Source organism: Streptomyces sp. NPDC096324 (assembly GCF_044763015.1).
GTDB lineage: Bacteria > Actinomycetota > Actinomycetes > Streptomycetales > Streptomycetaceae > Streptomyces.
The window spans coordinates 739,232-758,811 of record NZ_JBIWFK010000001.1; the positions used below are offsets into that span (position 1 = coordinate 739,232).

4 protein-coding genes are annotated in these 19,580 nt (G+C 73.9%); all 4 read right to left on the bottom strand.

What is annotated here, in order from left to right:
• Positions 1 to 12 precede the first annotated feature (12 nt).
• From ACIQ7M_RS03140 to ACIQ7M_RS03155, 4 genes are read right to left on the bottom strand one after another with little or no spacing between them, the layout of a single operon-like run.
• Positions 13 to 1,314, bottom strand: a complete 1,302-nt coding sequence (locus ACIQ7M_RS03140) for an MFS transporter (RefSeq protein ID WP_403639047.1) — start codon at positions 1,312 to 1,314, stop codon at positions 13 to 15.
• Positions 1,311 to 12,554: an amino acid adenylation domain-containing protein gene (locus tag ACIQ7M_RS03145; protein ID WP_403639049.1), complete on the bottom strand. Its 11,244-nt coding sequence runs from the start codon at positions 12,552 to 12,554 to the stop codon at positions 1,311 to 1,313. The genes ACIQ7M_RS03140 and ACIQ7M_RS03145 overlap by 4 nt, the downstream gene beginning before the upstream one ends.
• Positions 12,551 to 14,857 carry an amino acid adenylation domain-containing protein gene (locus tag ACIQ7M_RS03150; RefSeq protein WP_403639051.1) on the bottom strand — a complete coding sequence of 769 codons (2,307 nt, stop codon included), beginning with the start codon at positions 14,855 to 14,857 and terminating at the stop codon, positions 12,551 to 12,553. The genes ACIQ7M_RS03145 and ACIQ7M_RS03150 overlap by 4 nt, the downstream gene beginning before the upstream one ends.
• A complete protein-coding gene (locus ACIQ7M_RS03155; RefSeq protein ID WP_403639053.1) occupies positions 14,850 to 19,460 on the bottom strand; it encodes an amino acid adenylation domain-containing protein in 4,611 nt (1,536 codons plus the stop codon). The genes ACIQ7M_RS03150 and ACIQ7M_RS03155 overlap by 8 nt, the downstream gene beginning before the upstream one ends.
• Positions 19,461 to 19,580: the final 120 nt, after the last annotated feature.

A 19,580-nucleotide genomic window follows, 5' to 3' on the forward strand; every position in this document is an offset into this window, starting at 1 on the left:
TTCGGCCGGAAATCACGAAAGGTCGGCCGGGGGTTCGGCCAGGGTGCGACGCCCGGACACGACCACGGTCGTCACCAGGAGCAGCACACCGCACACGACCAGCCCGGTCGGCGCGGCGCCGGCCCTGTCCAGCAGGTAGCCGCCGCACAGCGCGCCAAGGGAGTTGGCTCCGGAGGCCAGGAAGCGTGCCGTGCCGTTCACCCGGCCCTGGAGCCCGTCGGGGGTGTGCTGGACCTGGAAGACCCAGGCGGTGACGCTCAGTACACCGACGATCGAGGTGGTGGCGGTCAGCAGGACGGCCAGTCCCGCGGGGTGGCGGACCCACGCGACCAGCGGCGTGATCAGGACCCACAGCACACAGCCGGCGAGAAAGACGGCCCGCAGACTGAAGCGCCGCCGCAGCCGGGGCGCGACCAGCGCCCCGGCGAGACCGCCGAGACCGCCGCACCCGGTGACCAGGGCGACGAACACGGGGGAGCGGCCGCTCTGTTGGATGATCACCATGACGGTGAGCATCAGGATCTGGAAGGCGAAGTTGCAGCCGGCGAAGAGCGAGACCAGCAGGCGGGCGACCCGATGCCGCCACAGCCAGAGCACGCCCTCCTTGATGTCGGCGTGCAGCGGCTGGGCGCGGGCGCGGGCCGGGACACCCCGGTCCTTGCGCATCAGCGCGACGCACACCGCGGCCACCGAACTCGCCAGCGCCGTCGCGGCGAAGGGCAGCCAGCCCGCGACGGCGAGCAGACCACCGCTGCCGGGCTGGCCGAGCAGGCCCATGGCCTGCCCTCGTGCCTCGTTCTGGGCGAGCGCGGCAGGGAGCTGACCGGGGGCGACCACCTGCCGCACACTCGCCCGCTCGCCCAGATCGACGACGATGCCGCGGGCGCCCTCGAGGAACGCGGCCGCCATCAGATGGGGCAGCCAGATCTGCCCCAGGAACACGGCGACGGCCACGGCCGCGATCGAGAAGGCGCCGAGGACGTCGCACCAGAGCATCAGCCGGCGCCGGTCCCAGCGGTCGACCAGCGCGCCGGCGGGCAGTTGGACGACGAAGTTCGGCAGGGAGGCGGCGAACCCGACCAGCCCGGCGTCCACCGCCGAGCCCGTGTGATACAGCGTCAGCAACGGGAAGGCGGTCATGCCGATCCGGGTACCGAACTGGGAGACGCCCGCCCCGGCCCACAGGCGGATGAACTCGGCGTTCCTGCGCAGCGGGACCGGTGGACGGCCGGACGCGCCGGCCGTCCCGAGGGCGGTGCCCTCGGACTCCGGGGAACCCGCGGAGTCCGAGGGGCTTCGGATGTCCTCGCTCATCGCGGCTGCACGGCCGTCTCCGCCGCCGCGCTCCGCCAGAAGCCGGTCAGACGGCCCTTGTCCGACCAGCCCGTCGACATCAGATGGGTGACCAGCTCCCTTCCGGAGGCGGCGTTGGTGAGCACCACCGCACCCGACCCGGCATGGGCGCGCATACCGAACATCGCCTGGTATCCGACCGCCTGACCCCCGTGACCGAATTCGAGGTCCACGCCGCTGTGGTCGACGATCGTTCCCCAGCCGTACGGACGGTCGGACTGCGGCGTGAGCATCTCCCGCACCGCCTCCTGCGGGACCAGCGCGCCCGGCCGGCCCAACCGGCTGTCCCTGACGCCCAGGACGAGCCTGGCCAGATCCCCGGCGGTCGTCCACAGACCGCGCGCCGCCGACTCCGGATAGACCTCGTGGCCGCCGGGCAGAGGCACCCCCTCCAGGTCGTGACCGCGTGCCACCGGGAGACCCGAGGTCTCCGGGAAGGCCGGGTCGAAGCCGCTGTGCTCCATGCCCAGCGGTTCGAGCACGAGCCGCCCCATCAGCTCCGGGAACGGTTCGCCGGAGAGGTCGGTCATCGCCTGCTGGAGTACGCAGTAGTGGGCGTTGTTGAGCCGGAAGACCTCGCCGGGAGCGAACTCCCGTCCCACCGGCACCGGTTCGGCCGGCGGCCGTCCGTGCAGGAGGTCGAGGACGGTGGGAACCGGCGCGCCGATCCGGTAGCCCGCGCGGCGCGGCGGTTCGGCGAGTCCGGCCAGGTTCGCCACCAGGTGCCGCAGCGTGACGGGCTGAGCGGCCCCGGCGTCCGGAGCGGGCAACTGCCAGGAGGTGAGGCAGCGGTTGACGTCCTCGTCGAGGTCGAGGCCCCGCTCCTGGGCCAGTCGCAGCAGTCCGAAGGTCGTCACATGCTTGCTGATGGAGGCGGCGGCGAAGAGCGTGTTCTCGCCGACCGGTTCCGCACCGTCCGCGCCGAGACGGCCATGGGTCTCCACCGAGGCCAGTTCGCCGCCCTCGATCAGGGCGATCGCCGCTCCCGGGATGTGGTGGCGGGCCATCACCTCGGGCACCGAACGGGTCGCGACCCGGTGGGTGGCGCGGGTCGTCCGTGTGGCACCGCCGACGGCATCGGACGTGCCTCCCGTGCCCCCCTCGTCGGCCGATGAGGGCGTCGTGGCGAGAGCGGTCAGCGCGGTCAGTTCGACGAGGTGCTCATCGGCCAGCCGCTGTACCGTCGCGGCGTCGTACAGCCGGGAGCCGTACGTCCATCGCAGATACAGCCGTCCCTCGTCGAACACGGCCGCGACATCGAGGAGATGGTCCCGCTCGGCGCCGGGGTTCGTCCGCGCGGAGGGCGCGGCGAGCAGCGCGAAGCCCAGTCGCGGACGCTCGGCGGAGCGGAGTTCCGCCGCCAGCTCGGGGTCGGGCGCGAGGTCGCGCAGCACTCCGTACACATGGCGCGGCGCGGGCAGCTCGGCGAGCTGCCGGCCGACGGAGCGCAGCAGGGCGGGCAGTTCGCGCGTCCGGGGCAGCCACAGAGTGAGCGGGACGCTGTCGGCGAGCGGTCCCACGGTCCGCGAGAGATCGGTACCCGCGGCGGAGCCGTCGCGCGGGTCGGTCCGCAGATCGAGGGTGAGCCGGTCGCGTCCGGTCCAGCGGGTCACGACCCTGCCCAGGGTCGTCAGCAGCGCCTGCTCCGGGTCGTACCCGGCGAGCAGGGCGCGGGTCCGCTCCGGAGAGAGCACCGCGGTGACCGTCCGGGCCGAGCCATGGGAGTTGTCACCGCCCGGGTGGTCCACCGGCAGCCCGCCCGCGCGTTCCTGGCCGATCCACGGGTGGGCCTGGTCCGCGGTCTCGGGCCGCGCGGCCAGCTCGGCGGTCCTGCCCGCCCACTGCCGCAGGGGCGTGGGCACGGACGGCAACCGCACCGGGGAGCCCTGTGCGCACATGCGGTAGGCGGTCTCGACGTCCTCGGCCACCAGAGCGAGGGAGGTCGCGTCGGCGGCCAGCTCGTGCACGGTGATCCACACCTCGGAGGCGACGTCGGAGGCCAGCAGCCGTTCCTCGCCGACATCGCACAGTGTGGCCTGGAGGACCGGCCCCGACGCGGGGTCGAGCCGGTCGCGGGCCGCGTCGAGCGCCCGCGCGACGGCGTCGGCCCGGTCGGCCACGGCCGTCCCGCGCAGGTCGGCGACCTCCAGCAGCCGAGCGGATTCCGCCGGGGCGATGAGGCCTTCGGCGCCGCCGGACGTGAGCCGCAGGCGCAGGGCCTCGTGATGGGCGACCACGGCGGCCAGCGCCTGCTCCAGGAGCGCGGGGTCGGGACGGCGCAGGGTGAGGCGGACCGAGCGATGGGCACGGGTGCCGCCGCCGGCCCGCGCCTGGGCGGGCAGGCGGGGTATCCGGGCGCCGTCGCTCCCCGCTCCGGCCCCGACGCCGTCGGCGGCGCCCTCCGGCCCTTGCTCCGCGTCCACGAGCTCGGCGAGTTCCGCGAGCGTACCGGCCTGGTAGATCATCCATACGGCGAGCGGCAGTCCGGCCTCGCGTGCGGTGGCGAGCATCCGCACGGCGAGGATGGAGTGTCCGCCGAGATCGAAGAAACTGTCGTCGGCGCCGACCCTCTCCAGGCCCAGGACCTCGCGCCAGACGGCGGCGATCGCCTGCTCGGTGGGGGTGGCGGGGGCCACGTACGGCCGGCTGTCCTGATCGGGCGCGGGCAGCGCCCGGCGGTCCAGCTTGCCGTTGGGCGTGAGCGGAATGCTCTCCACCGGAGTGAACACGACCGGGACCATGTAGTCGGGCAGTGTCGCCACGAGATGCGCGCGCAGCGCGTCCCGATCGGGCGCGAGCCCGTCGGAGGCCACCACGTACGCGGCGAGCTCCGGACCCCGGTCCGCGGTCTGGTGGACCACGACCGCGGCGTCCTTCACCCCCGGGTACTCGGTGAGCCGGTGCTGCACCTCGCCCAGTTCGACGCGGTAGCCGCGGATCTTGACCTGGTTGTCGATCCGGCCGAGGAAGTCCAGGGTGCCGTCCGGCAGATGGCGGGCGAGGTCGCCGGTGCGGTAGAGCCGCGAGCCGGGCGGACCGAACGGGTCGGGCACGAAGCGCTCGGCCGTGAGCCCGGGGCGGTCGCGATAGCCGCGAGCCAGGCCCTCGCCACCGATGTGGAGCTCGCCGGGCACGCCGACCGGGACCGGGCGCAGCCGTGCGTCGAGAACGTACGCGGTCGTGTTGGGCAGCGGACCGCCGAGCGGAACGGCGCTGTTCTGCGTGCCGGTGACCGGGTGGGCGGTGGCGCCGATGGAGGTCTCCGTGGGGCCGTACTCGTTGACCAGCCTGCCGGGCCCGACCAGACCGAGCCAGTGGTTGGCCAGCCGGGGCGGCAGGGCCTCCCCGGCGACGAGCACGGTCCCCGCCAGCCGCGCCAGCTCGCCCGGCGGCAACTGGTGGGTGAGGACTTCGAGATGACCGGGCGTCAGCTTGACGAACCCGTACGGGGCCCCGCCCGCCAGCGCCTCGCCGAGCGAGGCGGTGTCCAGGTCGGCCGGAAGGATGTGCACGGAACGGCCGGTGATCAGCGGGACGTACAGATTGGTGGCCGGCAGGTCGAAGGCGACGGAGGAGAACAGCGGCGCGCCGCCCTCGTCGTTCGCGAGGTCCCGGGCGGCCCAGCGCAGGTGATTGGCCAGACCGCGCTGCGTGATCATGACCCCCTTGGGGGTGCCGGTGGATCCCGAGGTGTAGATGACGTACGCGAGCAGTCCGGGATCGCTCACGCGCGCCGGCGGCGTCGCGGGCATCGCCGCCAGTACGGCGCGGTCGGCGTCGAGGTCGAGTCGCGGACCCCGGTGGCCCTCGGTGGCGTGGGCCGACGTGCTGTCGGTCACGAGGACGGCCGCCCGACTGTCGGTGAGGACGTGGGCCAGGCGCTCGGCGGGGTTGGAGGGGTCGAGCGGCACGTACGCGGCGCCGGCCTTCCACACTCCCAGCAGGGCGGCGACCAGCTCGGGGCCGCGGTTCAGGCAGACACCCACGAGCGTGTCGGGACCGGCGCCGAGCGAGCGCAGGTGGTGGGCGACGCGGTTGGCCCGCTCGTCGAGTTCCCGGAAGGAGAGCCTGCGCTCGCCGGCGACGACAGCGACCGCCTCGGGGACGCGGGCCACGGTCTCCTCGAACTGGTCCAGGACGGAGCCGACGGGCCACTCCACGTCCGTGGCGTTCCACTCGCCGAACAGCAGGTGCCGCTCCTGGGCGGGCAGCAGGGCGATGGTGGCGTCGCCGTCGGGGTCCCCGGCCATCGCGGTGAGCACCTGCCGGTACATGTCCGCCAGCCGCTCGGCATTGTCCCGGCTCATGACATCGGTGAAGGAACCGAGGCTCAGATGGCCGCGCGCGGCGATCACGTCCAGGGCGAACTCGTTGCCGCCCACCCCGAATCCCGCCTCGACGTCCACCGCGTCCGTGTCGACCTGATGGAAGTCGAGGTAGCTGAACAGGACGGTGATCAGCCGGTCGGTGCTGTCGGCGGCGCGCTGGATCGCGGGCAGCGGATAGCGCCGGTGCCCCCAGATCCGGGTCTCCTGTGTGAAGGTGCGGCGCACCAGCTCACGCCAGGTGGTGCCGCCCACCGCCGGGAAGGGCACGGTGTTGAGGTGCATGCCCAGGACCCGGTCGCCGCCGGGCGCCTCCAGACGGCCGTGGGCCACCAGGCCGCTGTGGAAGGAGCGTTCGGGCGTCAGCCGGGAGAGCACCGTCAGGTGCGCGGCGAGCAGCACGCTCTTGAGTGACCCGCCGGCCGCCGCGGCCAGCCGCCGCAGGCCCTCCTCCAGATCGTGGAAGGGGACGAGCCGGTGATAGGGCTCGCTGGGACCCTCCTGTCCCCAGCCCTCCGGCAGGGTGAACGGCACGCTCGTGTCCACGACCGCCTGCCAGAAGGCCCGCTGCTCATCGCTGGCCAGCGCCTCGGTCTCGGCCGCGATGAAGTCGGCGTAGCGCACCGACGGGGTCTCGTAGGCCGGCAGGGGCTGTCCGTCGCGCACCGCGCGGTACGCGGCCAGCAGCTCCATCAGCAGGGTGTGGTAGCTCCATCCCTCCGTGATGGCGTGGCTCTGGGTGAACGTCAGCCGCCAGGCCTCGTCCGACTCCAGGTGCACACTCACCCGGAACAGCGGCGCCACGCGCAGATCGAAGAGGTTCGCCTTCTCCTCGGCGATGAAGGCGAGCGCCGCCGCGCGCTGCCGTTCCTCGCCGAGGCCGCGCAGGTCGTGCACGGCGAGGGCGATGTCGGCGTGGGCGTGCACCAGTTGAAGCGGCTGGGAGTAGCCCTCCAGCGCCATCGACGTCCGCAGGATGTCGTGACGCGCCGTCACCACGGCCAGCGCCTCGCGCAGCGCGGGCAGGGAGAACGGCTCGCGGTCCCTGATACGGAAGTTGTTGACGTGGTGGTAGGTGTTGCGGTCGCGGTGGGTGAGCATCTCGACGAGCATGCCGGTCTGGATCTGCGAGAGCGGATAGGCGTCGACGACACTCTCCGGCAGCCGCTCCCGGTCCTCCGGTGCCAGTTGAGCGAACGGTTCCACCGCCCGTACCAGCGAATCGGTGCCGTCCTTGCCGGCCGCCGCGACGGCGAGCGCGGCCACGGTCCCGTGCTCGAAGACATCGCCGATGGTGAGGTCGAAACCTGCCTCGCGCAGAGCACCCGCCAGGCGCACGGCGCGCATCGAGTCGCCGCCGAGCGCGAAGAAGCCGTCCTCGGCACCGACCCGGTCCACACCGAGCACCTCGCGCCAGACGGCGGCGATGCGCTCCTCCACGGGGGTACGCGGAGCGATGTGGGCGGTGCCGGCGAACGCCTCGCGGTCCGGCGCCGGCAGCGCCCGCCGGTCCACCTTGCCGTTCGCGGTCAGCGGGATGCGGTCGACGGTCATGAAGGCGGCCGGAACCATGTACTCGGGCAGCCGCTCCGACAGATGGGCGCGCAGACCGGTCAGGTCCGCCGCGTCCCGCCCCGGGGTACCGGTGCCGACGACGTAGGCGACCAGGCTCTTCTCCCCCTTGTCGTTCTCCCGTAGCAGCAGGACGGCGTCCTCGACGTCCGGGTGCGCGGTGAGGTGATGCTGCACCTCGCCCAGTTCGACGCGGTAGCCGCGGATCTTGACCTGGTTGTCGATCCGGCCGAGGAAGTCCAGGGTGCCGTCCGCGAGATAGCGGGCGAGGTCACCGGTGCGGTACAGACGCGAGCCGGGCGGACCGAACGGGTCGGGCAGGAAGCGCTCGGAGGTGAGCCCGGGGCGTCGCTGGTAGCCGCGGGCCAGTCCGATCCCACCGATGTAGACCTCGCCGGGCACGCCGACCGGGACCGGCCGCATGCGCTCGTCCAGGACGTACATGGTGGTGTTCGGGACGGGCGCGCCGAGCGGCACCAGCTCGGTGGTGACGGTGTCGGCCACAGGGGAGCCCGAGTTGCCGATGGAGGTCTCGGTGGGTCCGTACTCCGCGGCCAGCGCGGTGCCCCCCTCGCCCGCCAGTTCGCGCCAGCGGGCGACGAGGGCCGCCGAGAAGCTGTCGCCGGCCGCGATGACGAGCCCCGCGAGGCCGTGGGCCTGCTCCGCCGTGAGCTGATGCGTGAGCAGATCGAGGTGGCCGGGGGTGAGCTTGATGAAGCTGTACGGGGCTCCCGCCGCGAGTTCGGCGCCGAGATCGGCGGTGCTCAGGTCCTGCGGCAGCAGATGCGTGGTCTGACCGGTGATCAGCGGGGTGAGCAGGTCCGGCAGCCCCAGGTCGAAGGAGATCGAGGAGAAGACGGGCGCGCCGCCGGTACCTCGGGACGCGTACGCCTCCGCGCTCCAGCACAGGTAGTTGGCCAGGCCCGCGTGCGGGACGAGCACACCCTTCGGGGTGCCGGTCGAGCCGGAGGTGTACATCACGTACGCCAGGTTCGCGAGCGTGCCGAGGGGCTCGGGGCGGGTCGCGGGCCGGCCCGCGATCGCCCGGGCGTCCGCCGCGCGATCGAGAACGACGGTCTCGCCGTCGTGGAGGCCGGAGAGGGCGGGCAGCAGATCGCCGGTCGTGACGACCAGGCGCGGACCGGCGTCCTCCAGCATGGTGGCCATGCGGGTCCGCTGCAGCGAGGGGTCCAGGGGCAGGCAGCCGGCCCCGCTCTTCCAGATGCCGAGCATGGCCGGGAGCAGCTCGGGGCCGCGCGCGAGGTGCAGGCCGACGAGGGTGTCGGGACCGGCGCCGAGGGCTCGCAGGTGGTGGGCGACGCGGTTGGCCCGCTCGTCCAGCTCGGCGTAGCTGAGCAGGGAGCCGAGGTGACGGACGGCGGGGGAGCGGGGCGTCTCGGCGGCCTGGTCCTCGAAGAGGTGGTGGACCGGCAGGACCGGCGACTGCCCCGGGGTCGTGTGCCATCGGGCGAGGAGCTGGTGCCGTTCGCCGGCCGGCAGGTGGCCGGCGGTGGCGTCGCCGTCGGGGTCGGCCGCCATCGCGGTCAGCACCTGCCGGTACATGTCCGCCAGCCGCTCGGAGTCGGCGCGGCCGAGGACATCGGTGGCACTGATCAGATGGATGTGTCCGTTGTTGGCGAGGACGTTGAGGGCGAACTCGTTGACCGCCCCGCCGGTGTCGCCGATCCCGTTCGCGCCGTCCCGGTCGGCGACGAGCGCGTCGTCGACCTGGTGGAAGTCCTGGTACTCGAACAGGACGGTGATCAGCCGGTCGGTGCTGTCGGCGGCGCGCTGGATGGCCGGCAGCGGATGGCGGCGGTGCCCCCACACGCGGGTCTCCTGCGCGAACGTGCGGCGCACCAGCTCACGCCAGGTGGCGGCACGGACGACGGGGAACGGCACGGTGTTGAGGTGCATGCCCAGGACCCGGTCGCCGCCGGGTGCGTCCAGACGGCCGTGGGCCACCAGGCCGCTGTGGAAGGAGCGTTCGGGCGTCAGCTGGGAGAGCACCGTCAGGTGCGCGGCGAGCAGCACGCTCTTGAGCGAGCCGTCGGCCGCGGCGGCGAGCCGCCGCAGCCCGTGCCGAAGATCGTCGAACGGCACGGCGACGCGATAGCCCTCGGCGGGACCGTCCTCGCCCCAGGCGCCGGGCAGGGCGAACGGGGCGTGCTCGTCGGTGACGCGCTGCCAGAACGCGCGGTCGGCGTCGCCGTCCAGGGAGGCGAGTTCGGCGGCGACGAAGTCCGCGTACCGCACCGAAGGCGTCTCGTGGGCGGGCAGCGGCCGCCCGTCGCGCACCGCGCGGTACACGCCGAGCAGCTCCATGAGCAGGGTGTGCTGGCTCCATCCGTCGCTGACGGCGTGGCTCTGGGTGAACGTCAGCCGCCAGGTGTCGTCCGACTCCAGATGGACGTCGACCCGCACGAGCGACGCGGCGCGCAGGTCGAAGCCGGCCCGTCGCGCAGCCGTGAACCGCGTCGCTTCGGCGCGCCGGTGCTCCTCGTCGAAACCGCGCAGGTCGTGCACGTCCAGGGGGATCTCCACCTGGCCGCGGACCAGTTGGAGCGGCCGGGAGTAGCCGTCCAGCGCCACCGACGTCCGCAGCACGTCGTGTCGCGCCGCGACCGTGTCCAGCGCCGAGCGCAGCGCGGCCGGGTCGAACGCCTCGTCGTCCGGCACCCGGAAGCTGCTGATGTTCACATAGGCACCTCGGCCGTGCCCAGTGAGCGTCTCCACGAGCATGCCGGTCTGGATCTGCGAGAGCGGATAGGCGTCGACGACGCCCTCCGGGATCCGCTCCCGGTCCTGCGGTTCCAGCAGCGCGAACGGTTCGACCGCCCGGACGAGTCCGGTCCGCGTGGCCGTGTCCTCCTGCCACTCGACAGCGGCGGCCAGGCGGGAGATCGTGCCGTGCTGGAACACGCCCCGGATGGTGACGTCGAATCCGGCGGCGCGCATGGCGCCGGCCAGCCGGACCGCGCGCAGGGAGTCGCCGCCGAGGGCGAAGAAGTTGTCGTCGACCCCCACCGCGTCCACGCCGAGCACCTCGCGCCAGAGGGCGACGAGCCGCTCCTCCGCGGGCGTACGGGGCGCGGCGCTCGCGGCCGCCCTGTCCGCGGCCGCCCGCGGCTCGGGCAGCGCGTCGAGGTCGGGGGCCCCGTCCGCGGTCATCGGCAGCGCGTCCAGGACCGTGAAGGAGTCCGGGACGAGAGACTCCGGCAGCCGCTCCGCGACGTGCGCGCGCAGCCCGGCCGTGTCCAGGGCGTCCGGTCCCGTCGCGACGGCGTAGGCGGCGAGGCCCGAGGGCTCGGACCCGCCGTCGCGGACCACGACGAGTGCCTCGCGTACGCCCGCGAACGAGGTGAGCGCCGTGCGGATCTGCCCGAGGTCCACCCGGCGGCCCCGCACGGAGACCTGGTCCCCGATCAGCCCGAGGAGGTCGAGGGTGCCGTCGGCCAGCCACCGTGCGAGCCGTCCGGTGCGGTGGAGCAGGGCCCCGGAGGGGTCGGAGGGGTCGGGCAGGGTGCCGTCGACCGGTGCCGCGGCCCGCGCGTCCGCCACGGCACCGACGCACAGCTCGCCCGTCACCCCGACGGGGAGCAGGCGGCCGTGGGCGTCCACCACACGTACCGGCCGGCCGGCTCCGGCGGTGGCGGCCTCCGCGCCGATCAGCCCCTCCTCGACGAGGCGGTCGCGGAGGCCGTCCGGCAGTTCCGCCGTGGTGTACGGCCGCGCGAGCAGCGCGCGGTCGTCGTCGGTGAGGAGGTCCGCGCCGGAGAGCGGGGCATCGGGGCGGGCGGTCGCCGCGTCGAGGAGACGGATGAAGCGCTCGGCGATCCGCGCGACGGTGGCCCGCTCGAAGAGCGCGGTCGGATAGGCGAGCCGTGCGTCGAGGCCGCCGGTCTCCGCGTCGTCCACGTTCAGGGTGAGGTCGAACTTGGCGACCCGGTCGGCCATGACCGACTCGACGGAGAGACCGGGCATGTCGAAGGCGCCGCCCCGGTCCGCGTGGAGGATGAAGTCCACCTGGAACAGCGGGGTGCGGGCCAGATCACGGTCCGGCTGGAGGTCGTCGACCAGCCGGGCGAAGGGCACCGACTGATGGTCGAAGGCGTCCAGGACCAAGTCCCTCACCTGGGTGAGCACCTGTCCGAAGGACGGGGTTCCCTCCCAACGAGCCCTGGCCACCAGCGTGTTGATGCCATAGCCGAAGAGATGCTGCAGCTCGGGACGGCCGCGCCCCGAGACCGTGATGCCGACGGGGATGTCGGCCCCCGATCCGGGCAGGCTGCCGGGGGCGGCGGTGTGGCCGGCGAGCAGGGCGTGGTAGGCCGCGAGGAGTACGTTGAACAGCGTGGTGTCGTACCGGCGGGCCAGTGCCCGCGCCCGGTCGGCCGTCGCGGCGGGGATCCGGAAGGGCACCGAGTCGCCGGTCCAGTCGCGCACCGCGGGACGGGGCCGGTCGATCGGGGTTTCCAAGGGCTGGATGCCATCCAACTGGTTTCGCCAGTAGGCCAGTTGACGCTCCAGGGCGTCGCCGGTGAGATGGCGGCGCTGCCAGGACGCGAAGTCGGCGTACTGCAGCGGCAGTTCGGGAAGGGTGGCGGGCGTGCCGGTCACGGCGGCGGTGTAGAGGGCGCTGAGTTCGCCGGCGAAGATCTGCACGGACCAGGCGTCACAGGCGATGTGATGGAAGGTCACCGCCAGGACGTGGTCCTGCGCGCCGAGCCGGAACAGCTTCGCGCGGACCGGCCACTGCCGCTCCACGTCGATCGGCCGGTCGATCTCCTCCTCCACCAGACGCCGGACGCGGGCCTCGCGCACTGCGTCGTCGGCGCCCGTCCGTGCCCCGGTCTCACCATCGATTCCGGCATCGATTCCGGCATCGGTCTCTGGTTCGGTTCCGGCTTCCGGGAGGGAACCGGTGACGTCCACGACGGGCAGCTCGGTGTCCCCGGCGGGGTCCACCAGCTGCACCGGGTCGCCCTCGGTCGGCGCGTAGCGCGTCCGCAGGATCTCGTGCCGCTCCAGCACCCGCTGCCACGCGCCGCGCAGCGCGCCCGCGTCGAGCGGGCCGCGCAGCCGCAGGACGAGCGGCACCAGATACTCGTGGCTGTCGGGATCGAGACGGTTGAGGAACCACATCTGCTGCTGCCCGAAGGAGAGCGGCAGCGGACCGCCGCGGTCCACCCGCTCGACGGCGGTCCTGCGGTGGCCGCGCGCGCCCGCCAGACGGCGACGCAGCAGCTCTTCGCGCAACGCCGCCGTGTCCCGCTGCGTGTTCGGCGTGTCGTCGACGCTCATGCCTGGTACTCCCTCACCGGGTCGGTGTTGTCGGATGTCGCCGGCGATGCCGGCCGGTGCTGCTGGGGACCGCTCTCGGGACCGGGCGCCGGCAGGGCGCCGCGGTCGACCTTGCCGCTGATGCTCAGCGGGATCTGCCGCAGGGCGACGAAGCTCGCGGGGATCATGTACGCCGGGAGCAGCGCGGCCAGATGACGGCGGAGCCGGGTTTCCTCGATCCGGCCGGCCGGTACGACGTACGCGACGATCCGCTTGTTGCCGGGGGTCGGCTCGCGCACCACCACGACGGCGTCGCGTACCAGCGGGTGGACGGTGAGCGCGGCCTGGATCTCTCCGAGCTCGATGCGATAGCCGCTGACCTTCACCTGGGTGTCGATCCGGCCGAGGAACTCGAGTGTGCCGTCCGGCAGCCGGCGCGCCAGGTCGCCGGTGCGGTAGAGGCGCGAGCCCGGTGGCCCGTACGGGTCCGGGACGAAGCGCTCGGCCGTCAGGGCGGGCCGGCCGAAGTAGCCGCGCGCCAGGCCGTCTCCGCCGATGTGCAGCTCGCCCGGCACCCCGGGTGGCACGGGCCGCGCCGAGCGGTCCAGGACGTGCAGGCGGGTGTTGGCGACGGGCCGCCCCAGGGCGACCCGGGTGACGCCGTGCGGTACGGGCCAGGCGGCCGACCAGATCGTGGTCTCCGTGGGACCGTACACGTTGACCAGCGCGGCGAGCCGGCCGTGCAACTCCGCGGCGACCCGGGCGGGGAGTTCCTCTCCGCCGGCCAGGCCGGTGAGGTGCGGGCGGTCGAAGCCGGCGGCGAGGAGCAGCCGCCAGCCGGACGGAGTGGACTGCACATGGGTGACACCGCGGGTGTCGATGAGCGCCAGCAGGGCCGTCGGGTCCTTGGCCTCGTCGTCGTCGGCGAGGACCACCCGGCCGCCGTGGATCAGCGGTAGGTACAGCTCGAGGGCCGAGATGTCGAAGGAGACCGAGGTCGAGGCCAGCCAGGTGCCGGGGCCGGTGTTCCGGGCGGTGCCGTGTCCGCCGGAGAGGCTCTGGCGGAAGGACCACAGCAGGTTGGTCAGGGCGTCGTGTTCGATCACCACGCCCTTGGGGGTGCCGGTGGAACCGGAGGTGTAGATGACGTACGCCGGCGAACGGCCTTCGGCGGCCTGCCGGGGGGCCGTGCCCGGCAGTGCGGCGAGGGCGGCCCGCTCGTTCTCGTCGTCGAGGACCACGGTGGCACCGGGGTGGCTCGCGGGTATCCGGGCGGCGAGGGACGCGTGGGTGAGCACCAGGGGCGCCCGGGTCTCGCCGAGGATGTGTGCGAGGCGGCGGCCGGGGACGGCCGGGTCGAGCGGAACGTAGGCCGCTCCCGACCGCAGCACGCCGAGCAGCGCCGGGAGGAGATCCTCGCCGCGGTGCAGGAGCACACCCACGACACCGCCGGGGCCGGCACCCAGGCCCTGAAGACGGTGGGCGATGCGGGCGGAGCGGGCGTCGAGCTCCCGGTAGGTCGTCGACCCGTGGCCGGTGAGCACCGCGACCGCGTCCGGCGTGGCGGCGGCCTGCCGTGCGAAGAGATCGGCCACCGTCGCGGCGGGCCGGTCGGTGGCCGGGACGTGTCCGGCGTCGAGGACGGCCTGCCGGACGTGGCCGGGCAGCGGGCTCCGGGTGGCGTCGCCGCGCGGGTCCTCGGCCATCGCGCCCAGTACGGACCGGTACAGCGTGGCGAGCAGGTCCGCCCACACCGGTGCGACAGCGTCCGTCCGGCAGTCCAGGGCGAGGTGACGGTCGTGGGCCCGGACGACGAGGGCATGGTCGCCGACGGCGGCGCCCGCTGCCGCGGGGGCGAACAGGACGGTGGCGTCGGGGACGCTGCCCGGCGGCCGGGGCGCGTGGTCGTGGGCGTCGCCGACGTGCCGGGCGGTCGCCCGGACCAGAGCGAGCCAGTCGCCGGTGGGCCGGGTGTGCGGGACCGGCAGCACGCTCGCGTACCCGCCGGGCTCCCCACCGTCGTCCCACAGGCCGGTGTGGAAGGCGGCGTCGGAGGTCAGCGCCCCCATCACCGACAGGTGGGCGGCGAAGAGGGTGTCGGCGAGCCGGACGCCCGCCCGCTCGGAGAGGGCGTGCAGCGCGTCCCGCAGATCGTCGAACGGGACCCTGACCCGGCAGCGCTCGCCCGGCCGGTGCGGGTCTCCCCAGACGTCGGGGAGGGCGAGCGGGGCGTGCGTGTCGGCGATCCGGTGCCAGAACATCCGGTGTGCGGTGCGTGCGTCGACCGCCGGGGTGTGGTCGGTCATGGTCGCGTGGTCACTCATGTGCGGGCCCTTCCGCCGCGGTGGACGTGCCGGTCAGTTCGGCGTCGGACAGCTGATCGATCTCGGCCCTGATGGCGGACTCGACCGCCTGGGCGAGCAGTCCGACCGTGGGCTGTTCGAAGACCGTCCGCACGGACAGGTCGATGTCGAAGGTGTCCTGGAGCCTGGCCGCCATCCGGATGGCGAGGATCGAATGCCCGCCCACCTCGAAGAAGTTGTCGTCCGAGCCGATCCGCTCGCGGCCGAGGAGCTCGGCCCACAGCGCGGCGATCAGCTCCTCGGTGGGGCCTTCCGGAGCGGTGTGGGTGGCGGCGGCCGTCGTGGCGGCCGGCAGCGCGGCCCGGTCCAGCTTGCCGTTGGCGGTCAGCGGCACGGCGTCGATGACGGTCAGGGCCGCGGGCACCATGTACTCCGGCAGTTCCTCCGTCAGGAGTTCGCGCAGCCGCCGGGTGTCGGTGGCGCCCCCCGGCCCGTCCTCGGGCACCAGATAGCCGCTCAGCGACTTCTCGCCGGTGGAGCTCTCGGTGACCACCACGACGGCGTCGCGGACACCGGGGAGGGCGGCGAGACGGGCCTGGACCTCGCCCGGTTCGATGCGGTACCCGCGGAGCTTGACCTGGTGATCCGTCCGGCCGCGGAAGACGATGCTGCCGTCCGGGCGCCGCAGGGCCAGGTCGCCGGTGCGGTACAGCCGTGCGCCGGGCGTGCCGTAGGGGTCGGGCACGAACCGCTCGGCCGTGAGCCGGGGCCGGTCGAGGTAGCCACGGGCCACACCGGCGCCGCCGACGAAGAGTTCCCCGATGACGCCGAGGGGCACCGGTTCGCCCGCGCCGTCCAGGACGTGGGCGGTCGTGTTCGGCAGGGGCAGACCGAGCGGTACGGGTACGGAGTGCGGGGCGTCGACCGGGTGGACCGTGCTGCCGATGGACGCTTCCGTCGGGCCGTACTCGTTGATCAGCCGGCCGGGGCCGAGGAGGCCGAGCCAGTGGTCGGCGGTGCGGGCCGGCAATTCCTCGCCCGCCACCAGGACGATCTCGGCGAGCCCCGCGGCCTGCTCGCCGGTGAGCTGATGGCTGAGCAGTTCCAGATGGCCGGGGGTGAGCTTGATGAAGCTGTACGGGCCTCCGGCCACCAGGGCGGGGCCGAGTGTCGCCGCGTCCGCGTCGTGCGCCAGCACATGCACCGGGCGGCCGGTGATCAGGGGCGCGTACACATTGGTCGCGGGCAGGTCGAAGGCGATCGAGGAGAACAGGGGGGCGCCGCCGGCGGAGCCGCCGATCAGTTCCCGGGCGGCCCAGGTCAGGTGGTTGGCGAGACCGCGCTGGGTGACCACGACCCCCTTGGGGGTGCCGGTGGAACCGGAGGTGTAGATGACGTACGCGGCCTGCTGCGGGTCGGTCGGGCGTGGCAGGCGCGCGACCGGGCGGGCGGCGATGTCCGCCCGCTCCCGGTCGAGGAGGATCCGTGTCCCGTCGAACGCCGCGGTCGGGCCGTCCAGGGCGGAGGCGGTGAGGAGGACGCGGGCGCCGCTGTCCCGCAGCAGCCGGACCAGGCGGTCGCCGGGGTTGGCCGGGTCGAGCGGGAGATAGGCCGCGCCGGCCTTCCACACCCCGAGCAGGGCGGGGATCAGATCGGGCCCGCGGTGCAGACAGACCCCGACGAGTCCGCCCGGGCCCGCGCCGGCCGCCACGAGCCGGTGGGCGACGCGGGTGGCCTGGGCGTCCAGTTCCCGGAAGGTCATGCGCTGTTCGCCCACGACGACGGCGACGGCATCGCCGTCGGCCGCCGCGCGCTCCTCGACGAGGTCGAGCACCGACGCGTCGGAGAGGGGGGTGGCCGTGTCGTTCCAGCGCGTCAGAAGCCCGGCGCGCTCGTCGGCGGGAAGGATGTCGAGCGCGGCGACGGGGCGACGGGGCTGCGCCGCCACGGACTCCAGCAGGGTGACGAAGTGCCGGGCCAGCCGCTCCACGGTCGCCGCCTCGAACAGCGCGGTGGCGTATTCGAGGACACCGGTCAGCTCGCCGCCGGGTTCACGGCGCAGATAGAGCGTCAGATCGGTCTTGGCCACCTGCCGGGCGCGCAGCAGCATGTCGCCGTCGCCCGGGTCCGGCATGCCGCCACCGACCTCGTCGTCGTTGAAGTTGAAGGCGACCTGGTAGAGCGGGGTGCGCGACAGGTCGCGCTCCGGTCGCAGCTCCTCGACGAGGTGCTCGAAGGACACCTCCTGGTGCGCGAAGGCGGCGAGAGCCGTGGCCCGCACGTCCCGCAGCGCCTCGGAGAAGGGGCGGTCCGCGGCCGGACGGCAGCGCAGGACCAGCGAGTTGAGGAAGAAGCCGACCACGTCCTCCACCCCCGAGGCCGTGCGGCCCGCCACCGGCACGCCGATGGGCACGTCCCACTGGCCGCTGTAGCGGGCCAGCAGTGTGGAGAAGGCCGTCAGCCAGGTCATGAAGGGCGTGGCCTGCCGCGACCGGCCGAGGGCGGCCACCGGCTCCGCCACTCGTGCGGGAACGGTGAAGCGCACCAGCCCGCCGCGCGGGTCGCGCTCCGGCGGACGGACGTGGTCGGCCGGAAGCTCCAGCGGAGTCAGGTCCGCCAGTTCCGCGCGCCAGAAGTCCAGATCGGGGCCGAGCCGCTCCTTTCCGTGCCAGGCGCGCTGCCAGGAGGCGTAGTCCGCGTACTGGACGGCGGCCGGCGCGAGCGAGGGGGTCCGCCCCGCGTGCAGATCCGCGCAGAGCGTACGGAACTCCCGCTCCAGGACGGTGGAGGACCATCCGTCGCAGGCGATGTGGTGGACGGTGACCAGCAGGGTGTGGGCCTCGCCGGGCCGCCTGACGAGCAGGGCGCGCCACGGCGTTCCGGAGGCGAGGTCGAAGCCGGTCTCGAACGCGCGCCGCACCTCGGGCTCCGGATCCTCCTCCGGAGCGTCCACGACCCGCAGCTCGACCGGCCGCGGCTTCTCGATCACCTGGACCGGCTCGTCGCCCCGGGCCTCGTACCGGGTGCGGAGCGACTCGTGGCGTACGGCGAGGGCGTCGAGCGCCTGACGCACCGTCGCGGCGGTGACCTCCTCGGGCACTCTCAGCAGCATCGGCACCACCCACTCCGGGCTGTGCGCGTGCATCCGGTCGAGGAACCACAGCCTGCGCTGCCCGAAGGACAGGGGCATCCGGTCGTCGCGGGGCACCGGGGTGACGGGAGGCGTCCGGTCGCCGCCGGCGTCCAGCAGCGCGGCCTGGCCCCGTACCGTCACCGCGGTGTACAGCTCGCTGAGCGCCGGCCGGATGCCGGAGGCGTTCAGGAGCCGCTCGGCGAGCAGCGGCATCTGGAGGGAATACCCGCCGAGCTGGAAGAAGTCGTCGTCGACGCCGATGCCGTCGGTCTCCAGGATCTCGGACCAGACCGCGGCCACCAGACGCTCGCTGGGCGTGTCCGGGGCGATGTGCGCGGGGCGCGCGGAGCCGAGGAGCAGACCGCCCGGCGCGTCGTACGCGGCCGGATCCTCCCCGCCCTCGTACCGCCCGTTCCCGTCCGGTCCGGGTGTCCCGTGACCGGTCCGGCCGAGGTGGTCCAGGCTGCCGTCGTTGCGCCGCCGGACCGGTTCGCCGGTGGCGACGCCGTCGACGAGCAGGTCGCCCGGCACACCGGGCGGGACCGGCTCGCCGAACTCGTCCACCACCGTCACCCGCCGGCCGGGCAGCGGACGGCCCAACGGCAGTACGGCGAGGTCGCGTTCGGGGTCGTAGAGATGAGCCGTGGCCGTCGTCCCCAGGGTGGTGGATCCGAAGGTGTGCCAGAGCGTGGCCGCGCCTCCGAGGGTCATCTCGTAGGCCGTCGCCGCGTCCAGGCCGGGGCCCTCGGCCAGAACGAGCCGCACGGCGGTGCAGTCCTGCAGTCCGGGCTCCTCCACGAGCCGTCGTACCGTCGTGCCGGGCAGCACGAGTACCGTGATCCGCCGCTCGGCGACGACGCGTGCCAGTGCGGCGGTGTCGGACGATGCCGTGGGGTCGACGGCGACCAGGGGCGCGCCGCTCACCAGCGCGGCGAGGCACTCCCAGATCGCACCGGCGAGCGCCGAGGCGGGCGGGAGGAGCAGGCGGTCCGTGCCGGAGAATCCCGGGCCGTCGTCGAGGAGCCAGCGCACGTGGGCGGCTGCCGCGGCATGGCTGATCACGGTGTCGGGGGCGCCGTCGCGGTGCTGGAGGACGAGTGCGGGGTCGTCACCGGCGATGCCGGACTCCGCGCGGTCCCGGGTACCGATGCCCGCGTCCGGGGTGAGGCGGGGCGGCGCGGCCACGTCCTCGGGGGTCAGCAGGAGGTCGGGGCCGTGCGGGTCGGTGTCGTCGTCACGGAGCACGACCGCAGCCCCGGCCGACCAGACGGCGAGCAGCGAGGCCAACAGACCGGATCCCGCGGGCAGGCCCAGTCCGACGCGGCTGCCCCGGCGGATTCCCCGGGAGGTCAGGCTGCGGCTCAACTGCTCGGCGGTACGGGCGAGTCGGGCGTATCCCGTTTCCTGGTGGCCCTCCAGGACCGCCACCGCGTCCGGTTCCTGAGCGGCGCGGCCGGCGAAGAGGTCTGGCAGAAGCGGGGGCCGGGTCACTGGTACTCCTCGCGAGTTCGACGGTAACGGTGCCTGGCTGCGGAGTCATCGAGCCGACGGCGCCGGTCAGCCTGCGAGGGCCCCCTATACAAGGGCTATACGGGCCGCCGTTATCGAAGC

Bases quoted from the DNA above. Each gene is read 5' to 3' on its own strand.
- ACIQ7M_RS03140 (WP_403639047.1), bottom strand. From the start codon at position 1,314: ATGAGCGAGGACATCCGAAGCCCCTCGGACTCCGCGGGTTCCCCGGAG.
- ACIQ7M_RS03145 (WP_403639049.1), bottom strand. From the start codon at position 12,554: ATGAGCGTCGACGACACGCCGAACACGCAGCGGGACACGGCGGCGTTG.
- ACIQ7M_RS03150 (WP_403639051.1), bottom strand. From the start codon at position 14,857: ATGAGTGACCACGCGACCATGACCGACCACACCCCGGCGGTCGACGCA.